The organism is Clostridium frigidicarnis (genome assembly GCF_900111985.1).
GTDB lineage: Bacteria > Bacillota > Clostridia > Clostridiales > Clostridiaceae > Clostridium_Z > Clostridium_Z frigidicarnis.
The window spans coordinates 1-23,887 of sequence record NZ_FOKI01000035.1 but is presented as its reverse complement, the minus strand read 5'-3'; the positions used below and the strand labels follow the sequence as shown (position 1 = coordinate 23,887).

At 27.6% G+C, this 23,887-nt stretch carries 17 protein-coding genes and 3 tRNA genes; 9 read left to right on the top strand and 11 right to left on the bottom strand.

All coding sequences use genetic code 11. From position 1 onward, the window contains the following. Positions 1–5: 5 nt before the first annotated feature. The 5 genes from BM119_RS15725 to BM119_RS15705 form a co-directional block, all read right to left on the bottom strand. Positions 6–99, bottom strand: a tRNA-Ser gene (locus BM119_RS15725). A 184-nt stretch (positions 100–283) separates the two neighbouring features. Then, entirely contained in the window at positions 284–730 is a 447-nt protein-coding gene (locus BM119_RS15720; protein ID WP_090042684.1) for a nucleoside deaminase, read from the bottom strand. 138 nt (positions 731–868) lie between these two features. Further along, positions 869–2,110 (bottom strand): HlyC/CorC family transporter, encoded by a 1,242-nt coding sequence (locus BM119_RS15715; RefSeq protein WP_090042683.1) that lies wholly within the window; start codon positions 2,108–2,110, stop codon positions 869–871. 333 nt (positions 2,111–2,443) lie between these two features. After that, entirely contained in the window at positions 2,444–4,168 is a 1,725-nt protein-coding gene (locus BM119_RS15710) for a HAMP domain-containing sensor histidine kinase (RefSeq protein ID WP_177199454.1), read from the bottom strand. A 37-nt stretch (positions 4,169–4,205) separates the two neighbouring features. Next, complete coding sequence (locus BM119_RS15705) at positions 4,206–4,886, bottom strand: response regulator transcription factor (RefSeq protein ID WP_090042681.1); 681 nt, start codon at positions 4,884–4,886, stop codon at positions 4,206–4,208. A gap of 176 nt (positions 4,887–5,062) precedes the next feature. Between BM119_RS15705 and BM119_RS15700 the strand changes: the two genes are divergently transcribed. Both BM119_RS15700 and BM119_RS15695 read left to right on the top strand, forming a co-directional pair. After that, positions 5,063–6,961: an ABC transporter ATP-binding protein/permease gene (locus tag BM119_RS15700; RefSeq protein ID WP_090042680.1), complete on the top strand. Its 1,899-nt coding sequence runs from the start codon at positions 5,063–5,065 to the stop codon at positions 6,959–6,961. Beyond that, on the top strand, positions 6,961–8,811 hold the full coding sequence (locus BM119_RS15695; RefSeq protein ID WP_090042679.1) for an ABC transporter ATP-binding protein/permease: 1,851 nt from the start codon (positions 6,961–6,963) through the stop codon (positions 8,809–8,811). The genes BM119_RS15700 and BM119_RS15695 overlap by 1 nt, the downstream gene beginning before the upstream one ends. Positions 8,812–8,948: 137 nt before the next feature. On the opposite strand, the gene BM119_RS15690 is transcribed toward BM119_RS15695, so the two are convergent. Beyond that, positions 8,949–9,023: transfer RNA gene (locus BM119_RS15690), tRNA-Arg, on the bottom strand. 197 nt (positions 9,024–9,220) lie between these two features. On the opposite strand from BM119_RS15690, the gene BM119_RS15685 reads away from it, so the two are divergent. From BM119_RS15685 to BM119_RS15675, 3 genes are all read left to right on the top strand, one after another. Beyond that, positions 9,221–10,609 carry a pyruvate carboxylase subunit B gene (locus BM119_RS15685; RefSeq protein WP_090042678.1) on the top strand — a complete coding sequence of 463 codons (1,389 nt, stop codon included), beginning with the start codon at positions 9,221–9,223 and terminating at the stop codon, positions 10,607–10,609. 162 nt (positions 10,610–10,771) lie between these two features. Then, a complete protein-coding gene (locus BM119_RS15680) occupies positions 10,772–11,092 on the top strand; it encodes a phasin family protein (protein ID WP_242948447.1) in 321 nt (106 codons plus the stop codon). A 191-nt stretch (positions 11,093–11,283) separates the two neighbouring features. Then, positions 11,284–12,879, top strand: coding sequence for an ABC1 kinase family protein (locus tag BM119_RS15675; RefSeq protein WP_090042676.1), 1,596 nt, complete (start codon positions 11,284–11,286; stop codon positions 12,877–12,879). Positions 12,880–12,938: 59 nt separating this feature from the next. Here BM119_RS15675 and BM119_RS15670 read toward each other — a convergent pair whose 3' ends face one another. Then, entirely contained in the window at positions 12,939–13,505 is a 567-nt protein-coding gene (locus tag BM119_RS15670) for a TetR/AcrR family transcriptional regulator (RefSeq protein ID WP_090042675.1), read from the bottom strand. Between the two features lie 239 nt (positions 13,506–13,744). Between BM119_RS15670 and BM119_RS15665 the strand changes: the two genes are divergently transcribed. Continuing rightward, the gene (locus tag BM119_RS15665) at positions 13,745–14,647 is read left to right on the top strand and encodes a phosphatidylserine decarboxylase (protein ID WP_090042674.1); all 903 of its coding nucleotides are present in this window, start codon (positions 13,745–13,747) and stop codon (positions 14,645–14,647) included. Between the two features lie 407 nt (positions 14,648–15,054). Here the strand turns inward: BM119_RS15665 and asd are convergent, their stop codons facing one another. Continuing rightward, complete coding sequence (gene asd, locus BM119_RS15660) at positions 15,055–16,143, bottom strand: aspartate-semialdehyde dehydrogenase (protein ID WP_090042673.1); 1,089 nt, start codon at positions 16,141–16,143, stop codon at positions 15,055–15,057. 233 nt (positions 16,144–16,376) lie between these two features. On the opposite strand from asd, the gene BM119_RS15655 reads away from it, so the two are divergent. Continuing rightward, positions 16,377–17,243 (top strand): AraC family transcriptional regulator, encoded by an 867-nt coding sequence (locus BM119_RS15655; protein WP_090042672.1) that lies wholly within the window; start codon positions 16,377–16,379, stop codon positions 17,241–17,243. A gap of 350 nt (positions 17,244–17,593) precedes the next feature. Here the strand turns inward: BM119_RS15655 and BM119_RS15650 are convergent, their stop codons facing one another. After that, a complete protein-coding gene (locus BM119_RS15650; RefSeq protein ID WP_090042671.1) occupies positions 17,594–18,133 on the bottom strand; it encodes a TDE2712 family protein in 540 nt (179 codons plus the stop codon). 163 nt (positions 18,134–18,296) lie between these two features. Here BM119_RS15650 and BM119_RS15645 point away from each other — a divergent pair. Next, a tRNA-Arg gene (locus tag BM119_RS15645) sits at positions 18,297–18,373 on the top strand. Positions 18,374–18,619: 246 nt separating this feature from the next. After that, positions 18,620–18,955: a hypothetical protein gene (locus tag BM119_RS15640; protein ID WP_090042670.1), complete on the top strand. Its 336-nt coding sequence runs from the start codon at positions 18,620–18,622 to the stop codon at positions 18,953–18,955. A gap of 200 nt (positions 18,956–19,155) precedes the next feature. Here BM119_RS15640 and BM119_RS15635 read toward each other — a convergent pair whose 3' ends face one another. Beyond that, the gene (locus tag BM119_RS15635; protein ID WP_090042669.1) at positions 19,156–22,284 is read right to left on the bottom strand and encodes an AAA family ATPase; all 3,129 of its coding nucleotides are present in this window, start codon (positions 22,282–22,284) and stop codon (positions 19,156–19,158) included. A 2-nt stretch (positions 22,285–22,286) separates the two neighbouring features. Then, complete coding sequence (locus BM119_RS15630) at positions 22,287–23,459, bottom strand: exonuclease SbcCD subunit D (RefSeq protein ID WP_090042668.1); 1,173 nt, start codon at positions 23,457–23,459, stop codon at positions 22,287–22,289. Between the last annotated feature and the right edge of the window lie 428 nt (positions 23,460–23,887).

The window sequence follows — 23,887 nt, the reverse complement described above, 5'->3', positions numbered from 1 at the left end:
TAATTTGGCGGAGAGAGCGGGATTCGAACCCGCGGTACTATTTAAACTAATACACTTGTTTTCGAGACAAGCTCTTTAAGCCAACTCAGACATCTCTCCATATTGTTATATTATAATTTCTTATAGATAACATTATATCTATAAAAATAAACTATTTCAAAAAACTCCATAATACCTTTAAACTAGAATTAGTAATAATTTTTTTTACTTTCCTAAAACATAAACTCTAAACTATTGTAAAAACAAACTAATAGATGTGACTTGCTTTAATAGCAGGTCATTTTTATTTTTCTGACTTTCTTCTCATCTTAAAAAAATCCTTTAATATTTCAGAGCATTCATCATTGTATTTCCACTGTACATTTATAATTCTACTGATATTCTCATTGTTTAACAAGTTTAATACAGAGCCACATGCTCCTAAAGTAGGATCGAATGTTCCTATATGAACCTTTGATAATCTGGATTGAAGTATAGCTCCTGCACACATAGGGCATGGTTCTAAAGTAACGTACATCTCACATCCATTAAGTCTCCAATTTTTTAATACCTTTGAAGCGTTATCAATAGCTATGATTTCAGCATGGGCTAAGGGGGATTTAAGTTCTTCCCTTCTATTGTGAGCTCTTGATAGTATAACGCCATCTTTAACTATTACAGCTCCAACAGGAACCTCTCCTTTTAAATATGCCATATGAGCTTCTTCTAAAGCTTCTTTCATAAAGCTCATAACTAATCACTCCTAATTATATGAAGATACCTTACATAAAATTTCATTTTCAATTTCTAATTCTACAATATTCCAATTTACCACTTATAACTTGTACTTTGTAACTTATGAGATAAAGAGACTAAAAATTTAGTCTCTTTATGTGTAAATTCTAACCTTCATTACTCTGTTTTTATCTACATCTTCTATTACAAATTTAATATTTTGATATTCTACGATTTCTTGTTCTTCTGGGAATCTACCAAGTTGTCCTATGATGAATCCTCCTATAGAGTCAAATTCTTCTGATTCTATAGATGTTCCTATAAGATCATTTAAGTCATCTATTCTTGCACTACCCACAACAATATACTCATCTTCCTTAACAACATCTATCTCTTTTTCTCTTTCTTCATCATATTCATCTTCTATCTCACCAACAATCTCTTCTACTAAATCTTCCATTGTTGCTATTCCAACTGTTCCACCATATTCATCTAAGACAACAGACATATATGCTCTGTTTTTTTGCATATCTCTAAATAACTCCATTATTTTCTTAAATTCATAGGTATAATAAGGCTCTCTCATTACTTTTTCTACTGAAAAATTTTTATTATCATCAAGAATAAGTAAGTCCTTTACATTTAAAATCCCAACTATATCATCAATAGTCTCCCTATAAACAGGAATCCTTGAAAATTGTTCACTTTTTATTAGGGCTAAAACCTCTTCATAACTAGAGTCCACCTCTATGGCTTCTATATCAACTCTTTGAACCATTACATCCTTCACTTGAAGATCGCCAAATTCAAAAACATTAAATATCATTTCCTTTTCTTCTTCTTCAAGTACGCCTTCTTCTTCACTTACATCCACCATAGTTCTTAGTTCTTCTTGAGTTATGAAAGGCTGATTTTTTGATGTTTGGCCTCCTAAAAGCTTAATAAACGGTGCTGAAATATAGGTAAATACAGTTACTAATGGTCTTAATACTATAACAATAACTGATATCATACCAGCAACCTTTAATGATACCTTTTCTGAATTTTGGGCTGCTAAAGACTTCGGAGTTATTTCGCCAAATATTAATACTAATATTGTAACTACTCCAGTTGCTATAGCCACTCCTTGACTTCCGAAAAGATCCATAGCTATTGATGTTGCTAAAGCTGATGCTCCTATATTTACAACGTTATTTCCTATTAAAATACTACTAAGTAATCTATTAGGATTTTCTATAAGCTTTGCTACTTTATCTGCTCCTTTAACTCCTTCTTCTACCATATGCTTTATCCTTATTTTGCTTAAAGACATTAAAGCCGTTTCTGCTGATGAAAAAAATGCAGAACTAAGTAAAAGAAAAATCAAAAGAAAAATTTGCCACGTGCCAGGTTCCAAAAATACCACTCTCCTAAAGTATATAATAATTTTTAATATAATCCTGTGCATTACATTATTATATTAAATTATATCACATTTTATAATATTTATTATAGATTAAAAAATGTGATTATAATATATTTAGTCCTCTAGACGCCACTAGCTAAAATTATATTTAATTCTTTTTACAGTACTTGTCTTCTCATTGATTTATTAGCTTTTTTATAAAAACTTTATTTAAATTTAGCTACAACTATGAATACTAACGATTTAACATTAAATCTTTTCACCTTTATAGATAGATTCCCTAATTAATAAGATACCCCTAATTTAAAATTAGTATAACAATTTTTAATATTCCTTGCACGAATTTAATGTAAAATAAAACTTAACTTTGTTACCTCCACGCTCTACTCCAAAATCACTATGATGACATTCTAGTATCTTTTTTACAATAGAAAGTCCTAACCCTGTTCCTCCAAATTTTCTATTTCTTGACTTTTCACCCCTATAAAATGGGTCCCAAATATTACTTAATTCCTCTTCACTTAAAACTACTCCAAAATTTTCAATGTCAAACATATATTTTTCTTCATCCTCTAGTAAATAAATTTTTATTTTTATCTCATTTCCTTGAGGCGTATATTTAATAGAATTTGTATATAAATTGCTTATTACTTCCTTAATTCTTTTTTCATCACCAAATACTATTGCTTCTTCATCATCTTCTATAATGACCTTCAAGTTTTTTTCTTTAATTAAGTTTCTTAACTTATCATTTACACTATAAAAAGCTCCACAAAGATCAAAGGGTTCTTCTTTTAGTCTAAAGTTTGGTGATTCAAGCTTTGATATTTGAAGCATCTCCATAACAAGCTCGTTCAATCTAATAGTTTCTTCTTGAATATCATTATATATTTTTTCAGTATAAATTCCATTCTTAAGTCCATTAATATTTCCTTGAATTATGGTAATAGGAGTTTTTAACTCATGTGAAATATTTGCAATTAATTCTTTTCTTTTTTCCTCTTGAAGCTTTTGATTATTCATATCCCTAGTTAACTTTATGTTTGCCTCTTTTAATTCCTTTAAAGTTCTCTCAAGATTCTTAGAAATTAAATTTAAAGATTCGCCTAATAGTCCTATCTCATCCTCACTTGTTACCTTATATTCTCCTTCAAAATTACAATTAGAAATATTTCTTGCTTTCTTGCTCATTGATATAAGTGGTTTTGAAATGAATTTTGAGTACTTAAAAGAAATTATTCCTACTAATGCAATGATAACTATGAAAACAAATATATAGTAATCATTAATGACACCTAATACTTCCTTTAATTGTGCTAAAGGAGTAATTGCAACAATTATTCCACCATTATACTTCTTAGTATAAACAAGAATTTCTTCTTTTGAATCTAATAGTATTTTTAATGTATTTTCATAATTATCGGTAATACTTCTAATGACACTCTTATCATTTAAAATTTTATTATTAAATTCTAAATTATTTTTAAAGTAAGACTTATCCTCTAACTCTTTTGATATTATTTCTCCCTCTAATGTTGTTACTTGAGAGTCTTTATCTATCTTCCATTGAATAACGGATGAATCTTTTATGTTTTTATTAGGATTAATATTGTATTCTCTTTCAACAATTTCACCATTCTTGTATATTTTAATAGGATACACATATCCAAACTCATTAATATTCCCAGTTACCTTAATGTCATCTCCTTGATTAAATAATAATTCTTCTGGATAACCTTGAAGTATTATCTTATATCTTTTATTGCCACTCTTTATCTCTATCAATGCACTTCCCCTATAGTTAGGAATAGAGATTATGTCATTTAAAGAATTATCTCTTAAAGAAACAGCCACATTGTTTTTTTTATTTATATTTTCTATATTTTGATAAATTTCTTCCATAGGTTTATTAGAACTAATAAGCGAACTAAACTCATTTGAACTACCTTTTAATACTTCAGCTCTCTTGTTAACATAGTATTTTTCAAAATAAAAATATTGAAATACTAGTTGAGATATAACTATACTTACTAATATAATTAAATTCATAAGGAATAACTTTGAAAAAATACTCTTTTTAAATATCCTATTCCACATCGAACTTATAGCCCACTCCAAAAACTGTTTTAATGCAATAGGATTTATACTTAAGACTTCTTCTTATTTTTTTAATTTGAGCATCAACTACCCTTATGTTTCCGTAATAATCATATCCCCACTTTGTTTCCAAAAGTTTTTCCCTAGAAATTACTATATTTTTATTTTCCATTAAAAACTGAAGTATTTCAAACTGTTTAGGTTCTATTTCAATTTCTTCTTCATCTATAAAAACTTTGTATTTTTTTTTATCTAATTTAATTCCATTTAACTCTATAATATTTTTTTCATCATCATACCTACCAATTATCCTATCAAGTATTACTTTTACCTTAGCCACAAGGATCTCCATATTAAAAGGTTTTGTTATATAATCATCAACTTTCAATTCATATCCCATTAATATATCTTCATCTTCTACTCTTGCAGTCACCATTATTACAGGAACATCTGATTTTTTTCTAATTCGTCTTAGTACTGTAAATCCATCTAACTTTGGTAACATTACATCTAATATTATTATATCTATATTATTTTGATTAAATAACTCTATTCCATCTATACCATTAAATCCATTTATAGTATTAAACCCTTCATGTTTAAAATAGTCAGACATCATCTTGTTTATCTTTACTTCATCCTCAACTATTAACACATTTTTTTTACGCATAATTCTCCTCACTTATTAAGTCTATTTGTTTTTTTACATCATTAATCAATATATATATTACCCTAAAATTTTTACTTTTTCGTAATAGTCATAAAAAAATCATAACATGGTCATTTTTAAATCGAATATCTCTCCTATAATACAATAATAAATATCAAATACGAAAGGAGACTACTATGCTATCTCTAAAAAATATAAATAAAAGATTTGGTAATGAAACAGTGTTAAAGGATTTATCTGCAGAATTTACAGGAGGTCTTAATTTTATAATTGGTCCTTCAGGAAGTGGAAAATCAACACTATTAAAATTAATAAGTGGAATGGATAACGAATTTGATGGAAAAATCTTATTTAAAGGTAAATCTTTAAAGGATTTTAGTAAATCAGATTTAAATAATTATTATTATAATTCGGTAGGATTTGTATGGCAAAATTTTCAATTAATTAATCACTTATCTGTGGAAGACAATATAATGTTAGTTTTAAATCTTTCCCCTCTCACTTCTGATGAAAAAAATAAAAAGGTCAAACTTATGTTAAATAAGTTAGGAATTAGTAATTTAGCAAAAAGCAAGATATCTAAACTTTCTGGTGGTCAAAAACAACGAGTAGCTATTGCTAGATCTTTAATAAAAAATCCTGAAATTATAATAGCTGATGAGCCAACTGGAGCTTTAGATGCCAAATCATCTCAAGTTATTATGGATGTATTAAAAAACATATCAAAAGAAAGATTAGTTATTATAGTTACTCATGATAAAAATCTTATTGATAAAAATTCAAATTGCTTTTTACTAAAAAATGGTAAACTAAAAAATAACTTCAAAAATGAACCTAGTGTTGGAACGGTTAAAAGTGACTGTATCCGTCCAGTTCTTTCTTTTAAAAATGCTATAATACAAGCTTTTAAGAATATCAAAGGATTATCGCTAAAATTTGCACTGACTTCAGTCATACTTGTTTTGTCCTCTTTTTTCCTACTTATGAATTTAAGTGGTCAGATACAAAATAAACAAGATGATATATATAATCAACTTGTTAAAGAAAGGGGAGATAATATTAAAGATATATATGTTGGTGCAAATACAACCACTAGTAGTGGACGAGGTCTTCAACAAGACGCCTTTAAAACATATGATGTGTTAAATGGTGATTCAGGCGTTGAATATATATATGCTGGCTTGTCAATAGATGACCAGACTATTAATATTGGTGATATTGTAAAAGATTATAAGCCACAAAATAGTAATTGTGTTCCAACAGTACATAAATTACTATCTGGAAGGATGCCAAATTCTGATGAAATGGAGGTTGCAGTTCCTAAAACTTTATTAGATAAATTTAATTTAAAAGCTGAGGATGTTATTGGTAAAAATTTAAATATGACTGGTCATCAGAGGACTTCAAGGACAACCAAATCTAATGTTTCTCTTAATGATTTAACTATAGTAGGGGTCATAGATTCTACTTTCTATGGTCAAGAAAAAGAAGATTTTTTCATATATAGTTTAAAATCAGTTAATGAAATATTTAAACAAACAGGTTTAGATAAATCTAAGTTAGATGCAAGAATAAGAGCTAAGACTTTAGAAGATATATTACCTATAGTTGGTAAATTACAAAAGGCTGGTTTGACACCTGGGGGTGATTTTAGTCAAATACAGGATATGTTAAGCTTAAAATCTACAAATGAAAATCAAGGAACATTAATATCAACAATTTTCTTAAGTTTGTCAGTTATTATAAGTTTATCTTTAACAATTATTAATTCATACCTAAGAAAAGCTGAACATGCTGTACTTAAGATAAATGGTTATAGTAATAAAAGTATATTAAACTTAACAATGTTTGAGTATCTACAAGTATCATTAATATCAACTATTTTATTTTTAATTACTTTGCCCATATTAAATACGTTAAGCATAAAGTTATTTGATATGTATATATCTGGAAAAAACTCTTTGTATTTAAGTATAGTAATAGTGATAATTCAAGGACTAGTTATTGGATTTGTTTCATCAATAATATCTTTTAAGATAAATCCTTCAAAAAACTTAAAAATAGGTGATGTATAATGATAAATTTAAATAATGTAACTAAAAAATATGGAGAAAATAATATATACACAAATGCAAATTACACATTTAAAAGTAACACTCTGACTTGCTTTCTTGGGCCCAGCGGCTCTGGGAAGACCACTTTATTAAACCTATTAGCTGGTTTTGATAGAGACTATTCAGGAAAAATAGATGTACAATTTAATAATTTAAAAGATTTATCTCTCGATGAATTATGTACTTATCGTTTTAATAATATCGGGTTTATATTTCAACATTACAATTTGCTTAGGGGATATTCTGCTATTGAAAATGTTATTATGGGAATACATTTAAACTCTAGTCTATCAAATGATAAAAAGCACAAAAAGGCATTAGACTTACTTACTAATCTTGGATTAGGTAATAAAGTTAATGATCCTATAGACAACTTAAGTGGAGGCCAAAAACAAAGGGTTGCTATTGCTAGAGCTTTAATAAATGATCCTAAAGTAATTCTTGCTGATGAACCTACTGGAGCTTTGGATGAGGAATCTGCTAAATCTATTATGGAAATAGTAAAGAAACTATCTAAAGATAAAATTGTAGTTGTAATTACTCATGATGATGTGGTTGCAGATTATGCCGATGAAATTATTTCTCTTGAAGATAACTTAATAAAAGTTTTAAAGAAAAAGAAAGAAAATATTGAAACTAATAATTCCACTACTTCTTCTATTTTAAAAAACATTGAGCCTAAACTATCTTCTAAAAATGCTTGGAAGCTATGTATAAAAAACTTTAAGATTCATTTCTTTAAATTTTTCATAGCAGCATTTCTTATTGCCTTTGGCTCTACTGCATTTGTTTGCTCATTAGGGTCAAAAGGAATAATAAATAGTGCAATTAATGACTTCAAAGATAAAAACTCCTTTTATAATAAAGCTTCCGTCGCTAAAGGTAATAACGACTTAGATTCTGTATTCAAAGAATTAAATGGTATAGATTCTATAGATGATCTATATTACCAATATGACTTAAGTAATATTTCTATAAATTATGGCCAAAACAAAAAAAAGATAGATTTAAAATCACCTACTATAGTAAATTCAGAATTATCAATGATATATGGTTATATGCCAAAAGATAATGAAAATGGGATAGTTCTTTCTAATAGTGTTGCTGCTAAGCTAAATCCGAAAGTAAATGAATTGGTAGGAAAATATATTGATTTTGAATATGTTAATAAAGATGGAGAAACAGAAATTATTAAATTAAAAGTAACTGGCATATCTAATGACAATTATGATAACTTTACCCTTAGTTCAGGCATAGAAAAGAAAATCTATAAAAATACTAATACTAAAGAAGCATCTGCTCTATCATTTAATATTAAAGACTTTAATGAAATTCCTAGTGTAGATAAGTCACTTAAAGATAAAGGAATTGATGTATCCACCAAAGGAAAAGATGTTTCAGCATTTAAAAATAGTTTTGAAAGCACGTTAAAGCTATTTTCAATGTTATCAGGTTTTATCCTAATTGTTTTTATTATTATTGGATTTGCTATGATTTATAAAATATCCATTGATAGATATACTGAAATAGGACTTTTAGCTTCTTTAGGTTATACTAAAAAAAATATTCTTAAAGTATTTTTTAAGGAAAGCCTTATATTTGGAATTGCATCTACTATTCTAGGAATTTTGCTTAGCATCTTATTTAATTTTGCTTACTCTAATCAATTTGGATATAAACTAAATTTAGATATAAATTTATACTTACTTTTAGTATCCCTTAATATGTCACTTACTTTGGGTATAACTTGGATAATTAATACTAAACTTCTTAATACAGAAACAATAATTGCTTTAAAAGGCAATAATTAAGGGATTTTTTCACAGTCCTACCTTATATCAATCTTTTTTATTTCTTATAATTCATAACCTAAGCCTACTAATATTTCTTCATAATTAAAATAAAAAATGACTTAACAAATTTAGCTAAGTCATTTTTTATACCTACATGGTACCCCCAGTAGGAATCGAACCTACATCTATCCCTTAGGAGGGGATTGTTCTATCCATTTAACTATGAGGGCTCGGTGTAAATTATTACATATTAATTTTATAATATTAATCCCACAATGTCAAATATCTATGAAAATTTTTATATAAATAGTAAATTTTATATAAATTAACTTCCTTCTTAAAATAATAGGTTTATATTACATTTCTATGTTAGAATGTCCTTGAGTAAATGTTTACTAACACTAATTAGTTTTAATGAGGTGATTTTTTGAAAACCATACACATTACTGAAACTGTATTAAGGGATGCTCAACAATCTCTTATTGCTACTAGGTTACCATTTAATGAATTTGCTCCAATCTTAAAAGATTTAGATACTGCCGGATATCACTCCCTTGAATGTTGGGGTGGAGCGACTTTTGATTCATGCATCCGTTATCTTAATGAAGATCCGTGGGATAGATTGAAAAAAATTAAAACTATATGTAAAAACACACCTCTTCAAATGCTTTTAAGAGGTCAAAATATTTTAGGATATAAACATTATCCCGATGAGATAGTTAGAAAATTTATTAAAATGTCAGCTTATTATGGTATGGATATATTTAGAGTTTTTGATGCCTTAAATGATTATAGAAATATAGCTGTTGCTATGGATGAAGTAAAAAAACAAGGTGCTCATGCTCAAGGCACTATTGTTTATACTGTAAGTCCTATACACGATATCCATAGCTACATAAAACTTGCAAAACAACTTGAAAACATGGGTGCAGACTCAATTTGTCTAAAAGATATGGCTGGGCTATTAATGCCTCAAACTGCATATGATTTAATAAAAAAACTAAAGGAATCTGTAAAGCTTCCTATTTATCTTCATTCTCACTCAACAAATGGACTTGCAGAAATGTCATATTTAAAAGCTGCTGAAGCTGGTGTAGATGGAATAGATACAGCTATTTCCTCTTTCTCTTCTGGAACTGCTCAACCCCCTACTGAATCTATGCATTTTGCTTTAAATGCAAGTGGTTTCGATACTGGTATTAATAGTAAAAAGTTGAAAATTATTAATGATTTCTTTAAACCTATAAGAACTAAGTTTTTAGAAAATGGGGGACTTGACCCTAAGGTACTAACGCCTCAACCTGAAGCTCTAACTTACCAAATACCTGGTGGGATGTTATCTAACATGATTTCTCAATTAAAATCCCAAAATTCAATAGATAAACTTGATGCTGTTTTGGCTGAGATTCCAAACGTTAGAAAGGATTTAGGATATCCACCTTTAGTTACACCTATGAGCCAAATGGTTGGTACCCAAGCTACAGTAAATGTATTAACTAGTGAAAGATATAAAATGATATTAAAAGAAATTAAATCTTATTGTAGAGGTGAATATGGAAATCCTCCTGGAGATATTAATCCTGAATTATCTATAAAAGCCTTAGGAATCGGAACTATTATAACTGGCAGATATGCGGATAACTTACAACCTATATTTGAAAAAACTAAAGAGGAACTTAAAAATTTAAGTTCTAGAGATGAAGATATTTTATCATATATTATTTTTCCTCAAATAACAGAGGAATTTTTAAAGAAACGAAAACTCTCTCCATCCAGTGAATATATACGCGAAAACTTTAATGGAGAAGTTATTTAATAATCTATTTAGATAAGTATTTATAAAAAGCCATACTTCTTTTAGCTCTTATATTAAGACGATTTTAAACTTTTTTGTTTAACTTCTAATATTTTTTTAATTATAGTATAATAATATCTAATAGTATCAAATATTTTCCTTATATAAAACAGGAGGACTATTATGGATGATTTAAAAAAAATTTTATTAGCTGGATTAGGTTCCATAGCATACACTTATGATAAATCTTCAAAATTTGTTGATGAGTTAGTACAAAGAGGAAAACTTACAATGGAAGAGGGAAAAGATCTTTCTCAAGAACTTAAAAAGAATTTCAAAGACTCTTCAGATAAAATATCTGAAAAAGTTTTACCTGTAAGCAGAGAAGAAATTTATGAAATTTTAGAAGACATGAAATTTGCCTCTCAACTTCAAGTTCAAGAATTAAAAAATGAAATAAGTGAGTTAAAAGAAAAAATTAAATGTCTTGAAGAAAAACAATAATTATTTTATGCCCGTTTTACGGGCTGTTTTTATAATACGAATCTTTCATTCATATGGTACCACCCTATGAATGTTAGCTGACTTAATCTATGGTGTGTACCACCTATTATCTCCCACCTTGTAAGAGCATGGTGAAGTTACAAGGTGGTAGCCATCTGATAAATATCTAAGGAGGTTTCAAAAAAAACCTTATGGTCAACAAATATCAAAAGAGATTTAGAGAAATTATAAAGATTTTTACCAAATACGGATGTGATTTCTTAATAGATTTTAAGTTCAAAAAGAAATTCCCGGATCCTGTTAATCTAAAATGTGCTTTCGAAGAATTAGGCCCCACATTTGTAAAAATAGGTCAAATATTAAGCACAAGGCCTGATATCTTATCAAAAGAATACATAGACGAATTTAGAAAACTTCAAGATAACGTTTCACCTGTATCTTTTGAAGAAATAAATTCTGTATTTACTTCAGAATTTAATAAATGTATAGATGAATGTTTTCTTAATTTTAGTAAAAAGCCATTAGCCTCTGCATCAATAGCTCAGGTACATAAGGCAACTTTATTAGATGGTAGATCTGTTATTGTGAAAATTCAACGTCCCCATATTGCTGAAAAAATGGAAGTTGATATTCACGTTATTAAAAAAATACTTAAATTAGTCAAAGGTAAATTTGAAACTTTGCCTATAGATCCATATGAAGCTATAGATGAAATCTGGCAAGGTTCAAAACAAGAATTAGACTTTAAAATTGAAACAAATAACATAAAAGTATTCTCAGAAAATAATTCTGATGTTGCATTTATTTACACACCCTATGTAGTTGATGAATTTTGTAGTTCTAAAGTATTAACTTTAGAAAAAATTAAAGGGATAAAAATAGATAATATAGATCAACTAAAGGATGACGATTATGATTTAGATGATCTAGCAAAAAAACTTGCTTTAGGCTTTTTAAAACAAGTTTTTAAAGATGGTTTCTTTCATGGTGATCCTCACCCCGGAAATATATTAATTAAGGATACCAAAATTTGTTTTATTGACTTTGGCATAATGGGAAATTTGTCATCAAGTCTTAGAATTGCTCTTAATGATGCAATTGTTGCTCTTGCTCTTCAAGATATAAATAAACTTATAAATATATTTTTATCTATAGGAATAAGAAAAGGATTTGTAGACAAAAACTCATTATATATAGATATGAAATATGTTTTAGATAGTTACGTAAACACTTCATTATCAAATATAAAAATATCTTTGATGCTTGAAGATGTATTTGGTCTTCTAAAAAAACATAACATACAACTGCCTAAAGATTTAACACTTGTTATGAAGAGCTTAGTGTTATTAGAAAGCAATCTTTCAATGCTTTCTCCCAACATAAATATAATGGATATAGCTATTCCTTATGTAAAAGATAATACTAATTTCATGGAAAATATGTCTTTAAACGAGTTATCATTAAAAGGTTACACATTTCTTAAGGATGGTCTTAAGATACCTTCAACACTAGTTGAACTTGCTGACAATTTGATAAGTGGTCGTACAACCATAAAAATGGAGCATAAAAATTTAAATAAGCCTGTTGCTGCACTAAATAAAATGATAAATAGAATGGTTTTTGGTCTTGTAGTATCTGCTATAATAGTAAGCTCTGCCTTAATACTTGCTTCCAATGTTGGTCCTCAAATTTCAGGACTATCTATTATAGGGGTAATAGGGTTTATAGTATCTGCAATATTTGGATTATGGCTTTTAATATCCATATTAAAATCAGGGTTAATGTAAAAAATAGATAGAGGACATTTTAAAGATCCTCTATCTATTTTTATATAATTTTATATTGCTTAAACTTGTATTCCTGACAATGCATATCCCATTAATGTATCTATAAGTTCATCTATATCTTTATCTCCAACATGCACAAATTCAAAAATCGCAGCTGAGCAAAGTGTTCCAAAAAAAGTATAAGCCATAAATTTGCTATCACCTTTTTTGATTATGTTATGTTCCATAGCCTCTCTTAAGTAAACTTCTAATATTGTTAAATATTCATCTAATAACCTTCTTAATTCTAAATGTCTAACTTCCTGACCCCAAACTTGGCTCATTACAACTTTAAAAAAATCTTTGTTATTATACAAAAGTTTTAATTGAACTTTTACCATTGTTCTTATTTTTAATAATATATCATCTTCTGCATCTGTTGCTTCTTTAACTTCCTGCTTTATTAAATCCAGCCCCTGACTCATTATAAAATTAAATATTTCTTCTTTACTTTTAAAATGATAATATAATGTTCCTTTAGCTACACCTGCAGATAGTGCTATTTCATCCATTGTTGCTTTGTTATACCCAGAATAGGAAAATACTTTTATAGCCGACTGAAATATAGCTTTTTTGGTTTTATTCATAATACTTCAACTCCACATAAATAAATTCAACTTTATCATACCCTAACTTACCCCGTCATACAAGGAAAATATACTGATCACTATAATTTTTCTGTAAATTACGACTAGTCAGTATAATATTTGAATTCTATATTGTTTATAGGTTAGAATATATATATATTTTCAATATTAATTAAGAGTTAAATATATATTAATTATAAAATTTAAAAAATAAATTCTTGTAAGTGAGGGATTCTTTAATGATAAAAATATACAATAGATCCACTAAAGACTATGAAATTGAAAAAGTTGCCGGTGAAAAGTACCTTCAATGGAATTATTCATCCCCTATTGGAACTAGCCTTTTAGAGCTCTTCGTAAAAAGAAAATTATTTTCTAAAATATATGGATCATATTGCGATACAAAGTTAAGTTCTAAAAAAATATCTTCTTTTATAAATGATTTAGATCTAGATATGTCCATATCCGAGAGATCTCAAGGTGATTTTAAATCTTTTAATGACTTTTTTGTTAGAAAGTTAAAACCTAATGCTAGACCTATTAATACTGATTCTAATGTTTTAGTATCTCCTGCTGATGGTAGACTTAGTGTTTTCACAAATATAGATTTAGATAACATAATTCAGGTTAAAGGATTTACATACAGTCTTAAAGAACTAATAGGTGATGAAAAAACTGCCAATGAATATAAAAATGGAACTTGTATGATTGTGCGTCTTTGTCCTACTGACTATCATCGACTACATTTTATAGATAATGGAACTTGTTCTGATTCACGTGAAATAGACGGTTCTTATTACTCAGTAAATCCAATTGCACTTGAAAAGATTCCAAAATTATTCTGTCAAAACAAAAGGGAGTGGAGTATATTCTATTCTGAAAATTTTGGTGATGTAATACTTATTGAAGTTGGAGCTACTTGTGTAGGTACTATAATTCAAACTTATAAGCCAAATATACCTGTAAAAAAGGGTGATGAAAAAGGCTATTTTAAGTTTGGCGGATCAACAACTATTCTTTTCTTTAAAGAAAATACAATTAAAGTTGACAGTGATATCTTAGAACAGAGCAAATTAGGATTTGAAACTAAAATTCTTATGGGTGAAAGAATTGGTGTTAAAACTAACCTAGTGGCAAATTAAAAGTGACAAGTGGCAAGTGACAAGTTCAAATAACTGAATATCAAGTTTAGATTAGAATCCATTAATGATATTCAGTTATGAGGTTGAAAACCACAGGTTTTCTTAAAAATATTCTTTATTTAAGAAAGCTTCTTAAGAAGATTTCATCCTTAACTTGCAACTTGTCACTAAAATAAGCTTTCCACTTTAAACTAAAAAAGACTATAAATATTTAATATATATGGTTCAATAAAGTTTATTCATTTAAAATAAGTGCTGTTTATATATTACGACAATATAAATGTAATTTTATTAATGAAACATATATACTTATAAAATTTACACATAAATTTTATAAATTCCTATACTTTTGTGTTTTTGTTTTTATTTAGGAACAATTTGTTAAATTATGGCCAACATATGCTAGCTTAATTTTTAGATGTTATATATCCTTCTGCACAAAGTAGCTCTGCTGTTAATACAGCCCCACCTGCTGCCCCTCTTAATGTGTTGTGGGAAAGACATACAAATTTATAATCGAATATATTATCTTCTCTTAATCTTCCTATTGTAACGCCCATTCCTTTTTCTATATCTCTATCTAATCTTGTTTGAGGTCTATTATCATCTTCAAAATAAGTTAAAAATTGTTCTGGAGCATTTGGTAAATTTAAAACCTGAGGTCTTCCCTTAAAGTTTTTCCAATGCTCTAATATATCTTCCTTTGACGGTTTCTTATCAAAAGAGACAGATACAGTTGCTAAATGGCCATCACTTACAGGAACCCTTATACATTGTGCTGATATAACTGGTGATTCAGCAATAACTATTTTGTCTTCCTCTATATGTCCCCAAACTTTTAATGGCTCCTGTTCGCTTTTTTCTTCTTCTCCACCTATATAAGGTATTACATTATCATTCATTTCAGGCCATTCCTTTGGTGTCTTACCGCTTCCTGATATTGCTTGATAAGTTGATACAACTATTTTTGTAGGTTTAAAATCCATTAAGGCACTTATAGCTGGAACATAACTTTGTATTGAACAATTAGGTTTAGCTACTATAAATCCTCTTTTAGTATTTAATCTATTTTTTTGCTTCTCTATAATTTCTAAATGTTGAGTATTTATTTCTGGTATTATAACAGGAACATCCCCTGTCATTCTATGAGCAGAATTATTTGATACAACTGGTGTTTCTGCCTTTGCATATGCTTCTTCTATTTTTTTTATATCATCCTTCGGCATATTAACTGCACAGAATACAAAATCAACTAAAGAAGATATTTCTTCTACCTCATTTATATTTTTTACAACCATATTCCTTACCATATCAGGCATATCTATATCAAGTTTCCATTTACCATCAAGTGCTTCTTCATAAGTCTTCCCTGCTGATCTTTCACTAGCTCCCAAAACTTCAATTTTAAAAAATGGATGATTATGAAGTAATGTTATTAATCTTTGTCCAACGAATCCTGTAGCTCCTAATATACCAACTTTTAATTTCTTAATCATATATATAACCTCCATAAAATAAATATTATAAAAAATAACAAATCAAATAGACTAGCATACTGACTTATTATTTTTTTGAATGTGCCTAAGTCTATATCTTAATAATTTTAAATCATGTTATCACTTATTTGTATTATATGCTACAGTTTTTACTCAGTACATAGGTAAAACTGCTTAAAACATTGCAAAAAATGCTATAATAGAATTACTATACTGTTAATGGAGTGATACGCATGGACAATAAATCAGCCTCATATACTAACAAAAGGGGATATTTAAATAAAAATTTTCAGCTGTTTCATTTAAAAGATAAACTTAATCAAGAATTTGAATTACATTACCATGATTTTAATAAAATAATTATATTTTTATCTGGAAAAGTTTCATATCTAATTGAAGGTAAATCTTATAAATTAAAACCTTGGGATATACTTTTAGTAAACAGCTATGAAGTGCATAAACCATTAATCGATAGCAATGAAACCTATGAAAGAATTGTGCTATGGGTAAATTCTGATTTCCTAACAAGCCATAATTCTAATGAGTTTGATTTATTAAAATGTTTTAAAATAGCCTCTGACTATAAAATAAATCTTTTGAGAACTGATAGTTACTGGATTAATGTTTTTGAAAAATTGATCTCTCAGATTGAAAATAATTTGAAATCCGAAGAATCCGGAAATGATATTCTTAGTAGCTCTTTATTTGTTCAGTTTATGGTGTATATTAATAGATTATTTATAACCTATGATATTTCATACGAATCACTTGATATTGAATTTGATAAAAGTATAGAAAAGATTTTAGACTATATTAATTCTAATTTATGTGAAAATTTAACAATTGATACTTTGTCCTGTAAATTCTTCATGAGCAAATATTATTTAATGCATAAATTCAAAAAACAAACTGGATATACTCTTCACTCGTATATAAACCAAAAACGATTGATTTTAGCTTCAGAGCTTATTAAAAAAGGTATACCAACTTCATCCGTATGTGTTAAATGTGGATTTAATGATTATTCAACCTTTGTAAGAGCTTTTAAAAAAATGTATCATATTTCTCCTAAGTCTTATATGAAAAACTATACTATTTAAAAAAGTGGCTACGCCACTTTTAAGTGACAAGTTTATAGTAACAAGCGACAAGTTTATGTATTTTAATCTTTTTAGAAGTTATCCGCAAATTTAACTTTATTATAAATTTCTAAAGTTCATTTAACCATTAAATATATAATGGTAATCACCATAAACAAGCAGATTTCACTTAGTATCCTAAGTTATAAAAAAACATTGACATTCCCCAAAGACTTTGCTAATTCTCACATACACACGCTTTTAGTATATATCTATTAATAAAAATTTAGGTTTAAGTCTTTTCTGACCATCGTAAAGAAAACTCCGTTAATAACTTGTCTCTTGTCACTCACAATTTGTAACTTATAAAACTATTTATTCAAAAGTTCAATCAATCTATCTTCTATATACTCTTCTAAAACTTTATCTGTAAATAATGTGCTATCGTCAAAATCACTTGGTTTCACTTTAAAAAAGTTTAATACTAAACAATTATCCTTTATTACATAATCATCAAGATGTAGAGGTGCAAAAAACACTTCTATGTTATCATATTTTATATTTTCCATTTTTTTATTTAATTTATCCACTAAAAAATCTAAGTTCAATTTTTTTACTGGTGCAACCATAGAGTTTGTGTACTCAAAATCCTCCATAACCCACATATTATAATTCCAAAATCTCTTTTCTTTTTGGTTTGCATTAGATAAAAGTTCTCTATTTTTTATTGCACTTAAAACTTTTCTTATTGACTCCCCAGTAAATTCATCATCATAACATAAAGTTAATCCCTTCATGTTTGCTACATCATAAAAAAATGATTCTGCAACATTTTCCTTTTCAGATGTTGCTTGCCAAAAATATAGCATAGCTTCAATAGTTTCTAAGTTTGTTTTAATGTTAGTTAACATGATTTATCCCCCTAATTTAAAAAGTTATCCCTAAGATATAATTCAACACTAAAAAACAAAAACCTTTTTAATATTCCAAAAATATAGACTATATATATTTCAATAATATTAAACATTGATTTTATCACATTTTTGTGTTAAGATATTTATGTTAACTTAATACGCGGCAGTAGCTCAGCTGGATAGAGTAGTTGGCTACGAACCAATTGGCCGGGGGTTCGAATCCTCTCTGCCGCACCATAAAAATCCCTTGTAATATTACAAGGGATTTTATTTAGGTACATGAAATAAAATAACAAGTCAAATATCCTAGCATACTGACTTGTTATTTTTTTACTGTGCCTTATATATGATTTATATATTTTATGTTAGAATATCCTTAATTAATATTTTTTAGATTCATATTTAATTTTCTTAACAAAATTCAAAATATGTGATTCTAGAAAAATTTATATAATTTAAATATGTTTGGGGGTATTTTTATACATGATAATTATAATAATTGCTGTTCTAACTCTATATTTATTATTTGCACTGTCAAGACTATTCTGGGGAATTGTATTTTTATTAAAATCACCTAAAAAAATTCTAGAATATAAATTATCTAAAGTTAAACATAAACATAAAATAAAAGATACTGAAAAGTATCTATCCAATGTAGGTAAATCTTATTTATTAGAATCTCTTATTTTTATACTTGGTTTAATAATTTTGTTTTTCTTTAAAACCATCTATTCAAATATTATAGTTCTTGCTTTTTCTGCGGGAATAATTTTTATTGAAAAAGGAAATGCTGAATTACTACAAAACTTAAAAAATTAAACTTTAGGTATCTTGAAAAAATATTAGACCAGTATTCTTGTATATTTAGAATCCGTAGCCCATTATTTTTTAAGTGCCTTAATATATTATATAAAGTACAGTGAGAAAATATTATAAAAAATACGTCTCTCACTGTACTTTATCAAACCTACTACTCTTAATTTATCAATAAGGCGTATTCTTTTGAATGTGCCTTATGTTTATATATTAAATACTGTTTTACTTCCTTCTTTAGCAGGTGTAATTTCAAGTCTAGCATCAATTCTTTCTTTAAGTTCTGGTACATGAGATATTATCCCAACAAGTCTTCCATTGCTTTGCAGTCCTATTAAACATTGAATTGCATTATCCAATGACTCAGGATCTAATGTTCCAAAGCCTTCATCTACAAACATTGTATCTAACTGTATTCCCCCTGCATATGATTGAACAACATCTGCAAGTCCTAAGGCCATTGATAGAGATGCTTTAAAACTTTCTCCTCCTGATAAAGTTTTTACATGCCTTGCTTTACCTGTGTAATTATCAAATACCTCTAAATCTAATCCCTGCTGGGCTGCGCCTTTTCCTTTTTCTTTCTTTCTTAAAAGCTCAAATCTTCCAGATGTCATTTTTCTAAGTCTTAAATTTGATGCTTCTATAATATCATCAAAATATGCTGCTAATACATATCTTTCAAAGCTTATTTTTTCACTATTATAACCCCTTGTAATATTTGAAAGCTCTCCTATGACCTTAAATTTTTCTTCTTTAGTTAAAATCTTTTCTGTTAATTTCTTTGCCTCTTTTAAGTTTGATTTATTATTATCTATTCTTGAGAAAATTTCCTTTTGCTTTTCTGATAGAGATTTGTCTTCTAATTTATTTGTATTTAGTTTTTGTGTTATTTCATCTAAGTTTACTTTAATTAAATATCTTGTTTCCTCTAATATAGAATTAAACTTAGAATTGATTATAGTTTTTTCTTCTGTATAACCCTTTATATCATCTTCTAATATTTCAATTTCTTTTTCATCTAAATAACTATTTTTATATTCTTCATATGCATTAAATCCACAAGTACTACACTTTTCTTTAAATTCATCTTTAGCTTTTTTTTCTTCTTCTTTTACAACTATTTGATTTTTTTCTTTAGCAAGCTTATCTGCTTTGCACTCTGAATAAAGTTTACTACTTTCATTAAACTCATGTTCTGCTCTTTCATAACCTAATCTCATTATGTTAATAGTATCCTTTAATTCATTTAGTTCCAAACTTATATTTGTTATGGATTTTACTTCTCCACCAAATTCATCTTCTATGGATTTAAGACATTCCCTGACAGCCTCTAAATTCCCTTTCATATCTATATGGCGTTTACTTTTTTCCTCTAATAATTTTTCATTATTAATTATATTTTTTTCAATACATTGTTTTTGCTCAATTAAAACATGTTTACCTTTAATAATTTCATTTATTTTTTCTTCATTAGATTTAAGTTTATTTAATTTTTCTGTATTTTCTCTTCCCTTTTCAAGTATTATTTTATTTAAATCTTTTACCTCAATCTCTTCCTCCTCGAATATTTCCTTTTTACATTTATTGATTACATCATTTATAAAATTCTCAATTTCATTATTTAAAATCTTTAAATCTTCAAGTTTTGTTTTATATTTTTTGTCCTCATCTTCATATAAAACCTTATAAGATTTTAACTGTTCTTCCGTAGGTATACCTTTTATAAGCTTTGCCGGCATTGGGTGTTCTGTTGATCCGCATACTGGGCAGGGTTCTTTTTCCTTTAGAGTATAAGCAAGTAATCCAGCTTGACCTTTTCTAAACATTTCATCCATTTCTTCATAATTTGATTTTACTTCTTTGAAACGTTTTTCTATATTATAAAACTCTTGTTTTTCCATATTAAATTTTGTTTTTTTAGAATTTAAATTTTTTAATTGTTTATGGAAATTAAGTAGTGCTTCTCGTGTTCTTTCTCTATCCTTTATTTCAGCTTGTATACCTTTTAGATCACCTTCACACTTTATTGATATCTCTATTTCATTGTGAAGTTTATCCAATTCAAGTTTACTGTTTTTTATTTCTTCCTTTAAGTTTAAAACAGTACTTTCTAAGTCTCTTACATTGTGATTTATAGATTTAAACTCTTGTCTTTTAGTTTCATAAATAACAGCTTTTTCTTTTGATTTCTCAACTTCACTTATTTTTATGTTTAATAATTTTTTTTCATCTTCTCTTAATTTTTCTTTATCAAAAGTTTTCTTAGCATTATTAAACCTTTCAAGACTTATTATTTCCTTACCAATAGCATCTTTAAGTTCCTGCTCTGACCTTATAAATGCTTTTTTTCTATCCTCAAATACATCTTCTAAATTTTTTACTTCTAAAGCTTTTCTAGATTTTTTAAGATGCTCTTCCTTTTGTAAATAAATTTGTTCTTTTTCTTTTATTTCATCTATTTTTGCTTGTAAGCTTTCCTTCTCCTCTAATCTTTTATTAGTGTTTTGTCCTCTTATTATTTCTTCATTTATTTTATTTATTATTTCAGATAAATTTTCTTTATCTTTATTTAAATTACCCTCTAATTTCTCATCATTATCTATAAGGATCTTTGTTCTACTTATAATTTCAGTTATATTAAGATCCTTAGCATTTATCATAGTGTATAATTCATCATCTATATCTTTACACTTTATGCTCCTTAAATAGGTATTTCTTCCTTCTTGAACTTTCTCTATTTCTTTTTTTAAATTAATAGCTTCATCTGTTATTTTTCTTTGTATTTTATCAAAAATTTCCGTTCCAAATATTTTTCTAAATATCTTTTCCCTTTCTAAACTATCTGATGTTAAAAGCTTTCTGAATTCTCCCTGTGGTATCATTACAATTTGTTTAAACTGTTCTTTTGTTATACCTAAAATACTTACAACACTTTCGTCTACATTTTTTACGCCAGTAATAATTTTTCCTTCTGGATTTTTAAGCTCTGCATCAGATTTTTGTTCTGTAAATCCATCTCCCCTAGTTTTCTTTTTTAATTGTTGAGGTATCCTTTTTATATAATACTCCTCTCCCCTTAAAGAAAACCATAATTCTATTGAGGTTAAATCTGAATCCTTTGCAAAATCACTTCTTAAAGAAGTTTTTTCCCTCTCACTTCCACTAGCCTCTCCATATAAAGCAAAAGTTATTGCATCAAATATAGTTGTCTTACCTGCTCCTGTTGGACCAGTAATCAAAAATATGTTTTTATCTTGTAACCTTGAAAAATCTATAACTTCTTTTCCTGCATAAGGACCAAAAGCATTTAAAATTAATTTAATTGGCTTCATAATTACTGCTCCCTTCTTTCAGCTTCCTCAATAATACTTTTCATTATATCTAATCTATCTTCACTACAACTTTTCCCCGTTATTGCCTCATAGAATTCCGAAAATAATTCAAGTTTACACTTATCTTTATAATTCTTATTATCCATTGATATATCATCTTTACCTCTTAGTGATGATTCTCTGGTAAGCTCCATAATATTAGGATAAACTGCCCTTAACTTAGCCATAGGCTCTAAAATTTCACCTTCATCAGTTAATATAACTTTTATATAATCTTCTTTATTTCCCAGGTTATATACATCTGGATCTATAAGACTTTCTATTTCTCCCTTTAAAATTCTAAAGTCCCTTTTAGGGGAGAATTCTTTAAGTTCAACATTTACATCTCCATGTTCATTTATATTAACTATTGATATTCCTTTATTTTGCTTAACCTCTGAAAATGAATACTTTAAAATTGATCCTGAATATCTTATCTTGTCACTTCCAACCCTTTGTTGACCATGTAAATGTCCCAATGCTGTATAATTAAATTTTTCAAAATATGATGCATTAATAAGTTCTGATCCACCAATAGAAAGCGGTCTTTCAGAATCACTTGTTATAAGACCACCTTTTTCTTCTTTTTTATCTGTCATATATGTTATATATCCATGGGCAATTGCTACATTTCTTTCTTGGTTATTTATATTAAGTTTACCTATTATAGCTCTCATAGCATCATCATAGGTCTTTATTGTTTCATCCTTGTATAACTCTCTTATAACAGCAGGTTCTGCATAAGGAATCATATAAAAGTTTACTGGTCCATACTCATCATTAATAATAATTTTTTCTACGTCCTCTTTAAATATTCCCTGCATATAAAGACCACTATGCTTAACTAATTCATTTCCAAATTCTAATCTTTCTCCACTATCATGATTACCCGCAATGGCTATTATAGGCGTCTTTAATTCTATTAAGATCTTATTAAACACCTTATTTAAAAGTTCTACAGCCTCAACCGGAGCTACCGATCTATCATATAAATCCCCCGCTATAATTAAAGCATTGGGCTTTTCTTCTTCTATAATATTAAAAAGTTCCTCTAATACGAACTCTTGATCTTTTGTCATATGAAATTCATTAACTATTTTTCCTATGTGCCAATCACTTGTATGAATAAACTTCATCTATATCCCCTCCTTAAAAACCACTAAATTAATCACTTTGCAAATATCAAATTAATTTAAGTTACAAATTAAGTTAAACTCAGAACAAAAGACTACGCCCTTTTTTTAATTGACAATTGAAACTTCACAATTGAAGATTATTGTTGAAAATCACAGATTTTCTTTAATTACATTTTTTTATTTTAGAAATCTTCTCAGGAATATTTATCCTTCAATTGTCAATTATCAATCATCAATTCTCAATTCATTTCAATCTTCCTGAGAAGATTTATCCGCAACTTGTAACTTGTAAATCATAACTCCCGTATCTCTCAACTTGTTACTTATAAATTGCGGATTGCTCCCCGCTATCTGGACTAAAGTTACTCATTCTAAAGTTTTCTCAAAATTTCAAGTTAAGCCGAAATTTTATTTTTATAATATTCATG

Bases quoted from the DNA above. Each gene is read 5' to 3' on its own strand.
- BM119_RS15720 (WP_090042684.1), bottom strand. From the start codon at position 730: ATGAGCTTTATGAAAGAAGCTTTAGAAGAAGCTCATATGGCATATTTA.
- BM119_RS15710 (WP_177199454.1), bottom strand. From the start codon at position 4,168: ATGAATTTAATTATATTAGTAAGTATAGTTATATCTCAACTAGTATTT.
- BM119_RS15705 (WP_090042681.1), bottom strand. From the start codon at position 4,886: ATGCGTAAAAAAAATGTGTTAATAGTTGAGGATGAAGTAAAGATAAAC.
- BM119_RS15700 (WP_090042680.1), top strand. From the start codon at position 5,063: ATGCTATCTCTAAAAAATATAAATAAAAGATTTGGTAATGAAACAGTG.
- BM119_RS15695 (WP_090042679.1), top strand. From the start codon at position 6,961: ATGATAAATTTAAATAATGTAACTAAAAAATATGGAGAAAATAATATA.
- BM119_RS15680 (WP_242948447.1), top strand. From the start codon at position 10,772: ATGGATGATTTAAAAAAAATTTTATTAGCTGGATTAGGTTCCATAGCA.
- BM119_RS15675 (WP_090042676.1), top strand. From the start codon at position 11,284: ATGGTCAACAAATATCAAAAGAGATTTAGAGAAATTATAAAGATTTTT.
- BM119_RS15670 (WP_090042675.1), bottom strand. From the start codon at position 13,505: ATGAATAAAACCAAAAAAGCTATATTTCAGTCGGCTATAAAAGTATTT.
- BM119_RS15665 (WP_090042674.1), top strand. From the start codon at position 13,745: ATGATAAAAATATACAATAGATCCACTAAAGACTATGAAATTGAAAAA.
- asd (WP_090042673.1), bottom strand. From the start codon at position 16,143: ATGATTAAGAAATTAAAAGTTGGTATATTAGGAGCTACAGGATTCGTT.
- BM119_RS15655 (WP_090042672.1), top strand. From the start codon at position 16,377: ATGGACAATAAATCAGCCTCATATACTAACAAAAGGGGATATTTAAAT.
- BM119_RS15650 (WP_090042671.1), bottom strand. From the start codon at position 18,133: ATGTTAACTAACATTAAAACAAACTTAGAAACTATTGAAGCTATGCTA.
- BM119_RS15640 (WP_090042670.1), top strand. From the start codon at position 18,620: ATGATAATTATAATAATTGCTGTTCTAACTCTATATTTATTATTTGCA.
- BM119_RS15635 (WP_090042669.1), bottom strand. From the start codon at position 22,284: ATGAAGCCAATTAAATTAATTTTAAATGCTTTTGGTCCTTATGCAGGA.
- BM119_RS15630 (WP_090042668.1), bottom strand. From the start codon at position 23,459: ATGAAGTTTATTCATACAAGTGATTGGCACATAGGAAAAATAGTTAAT.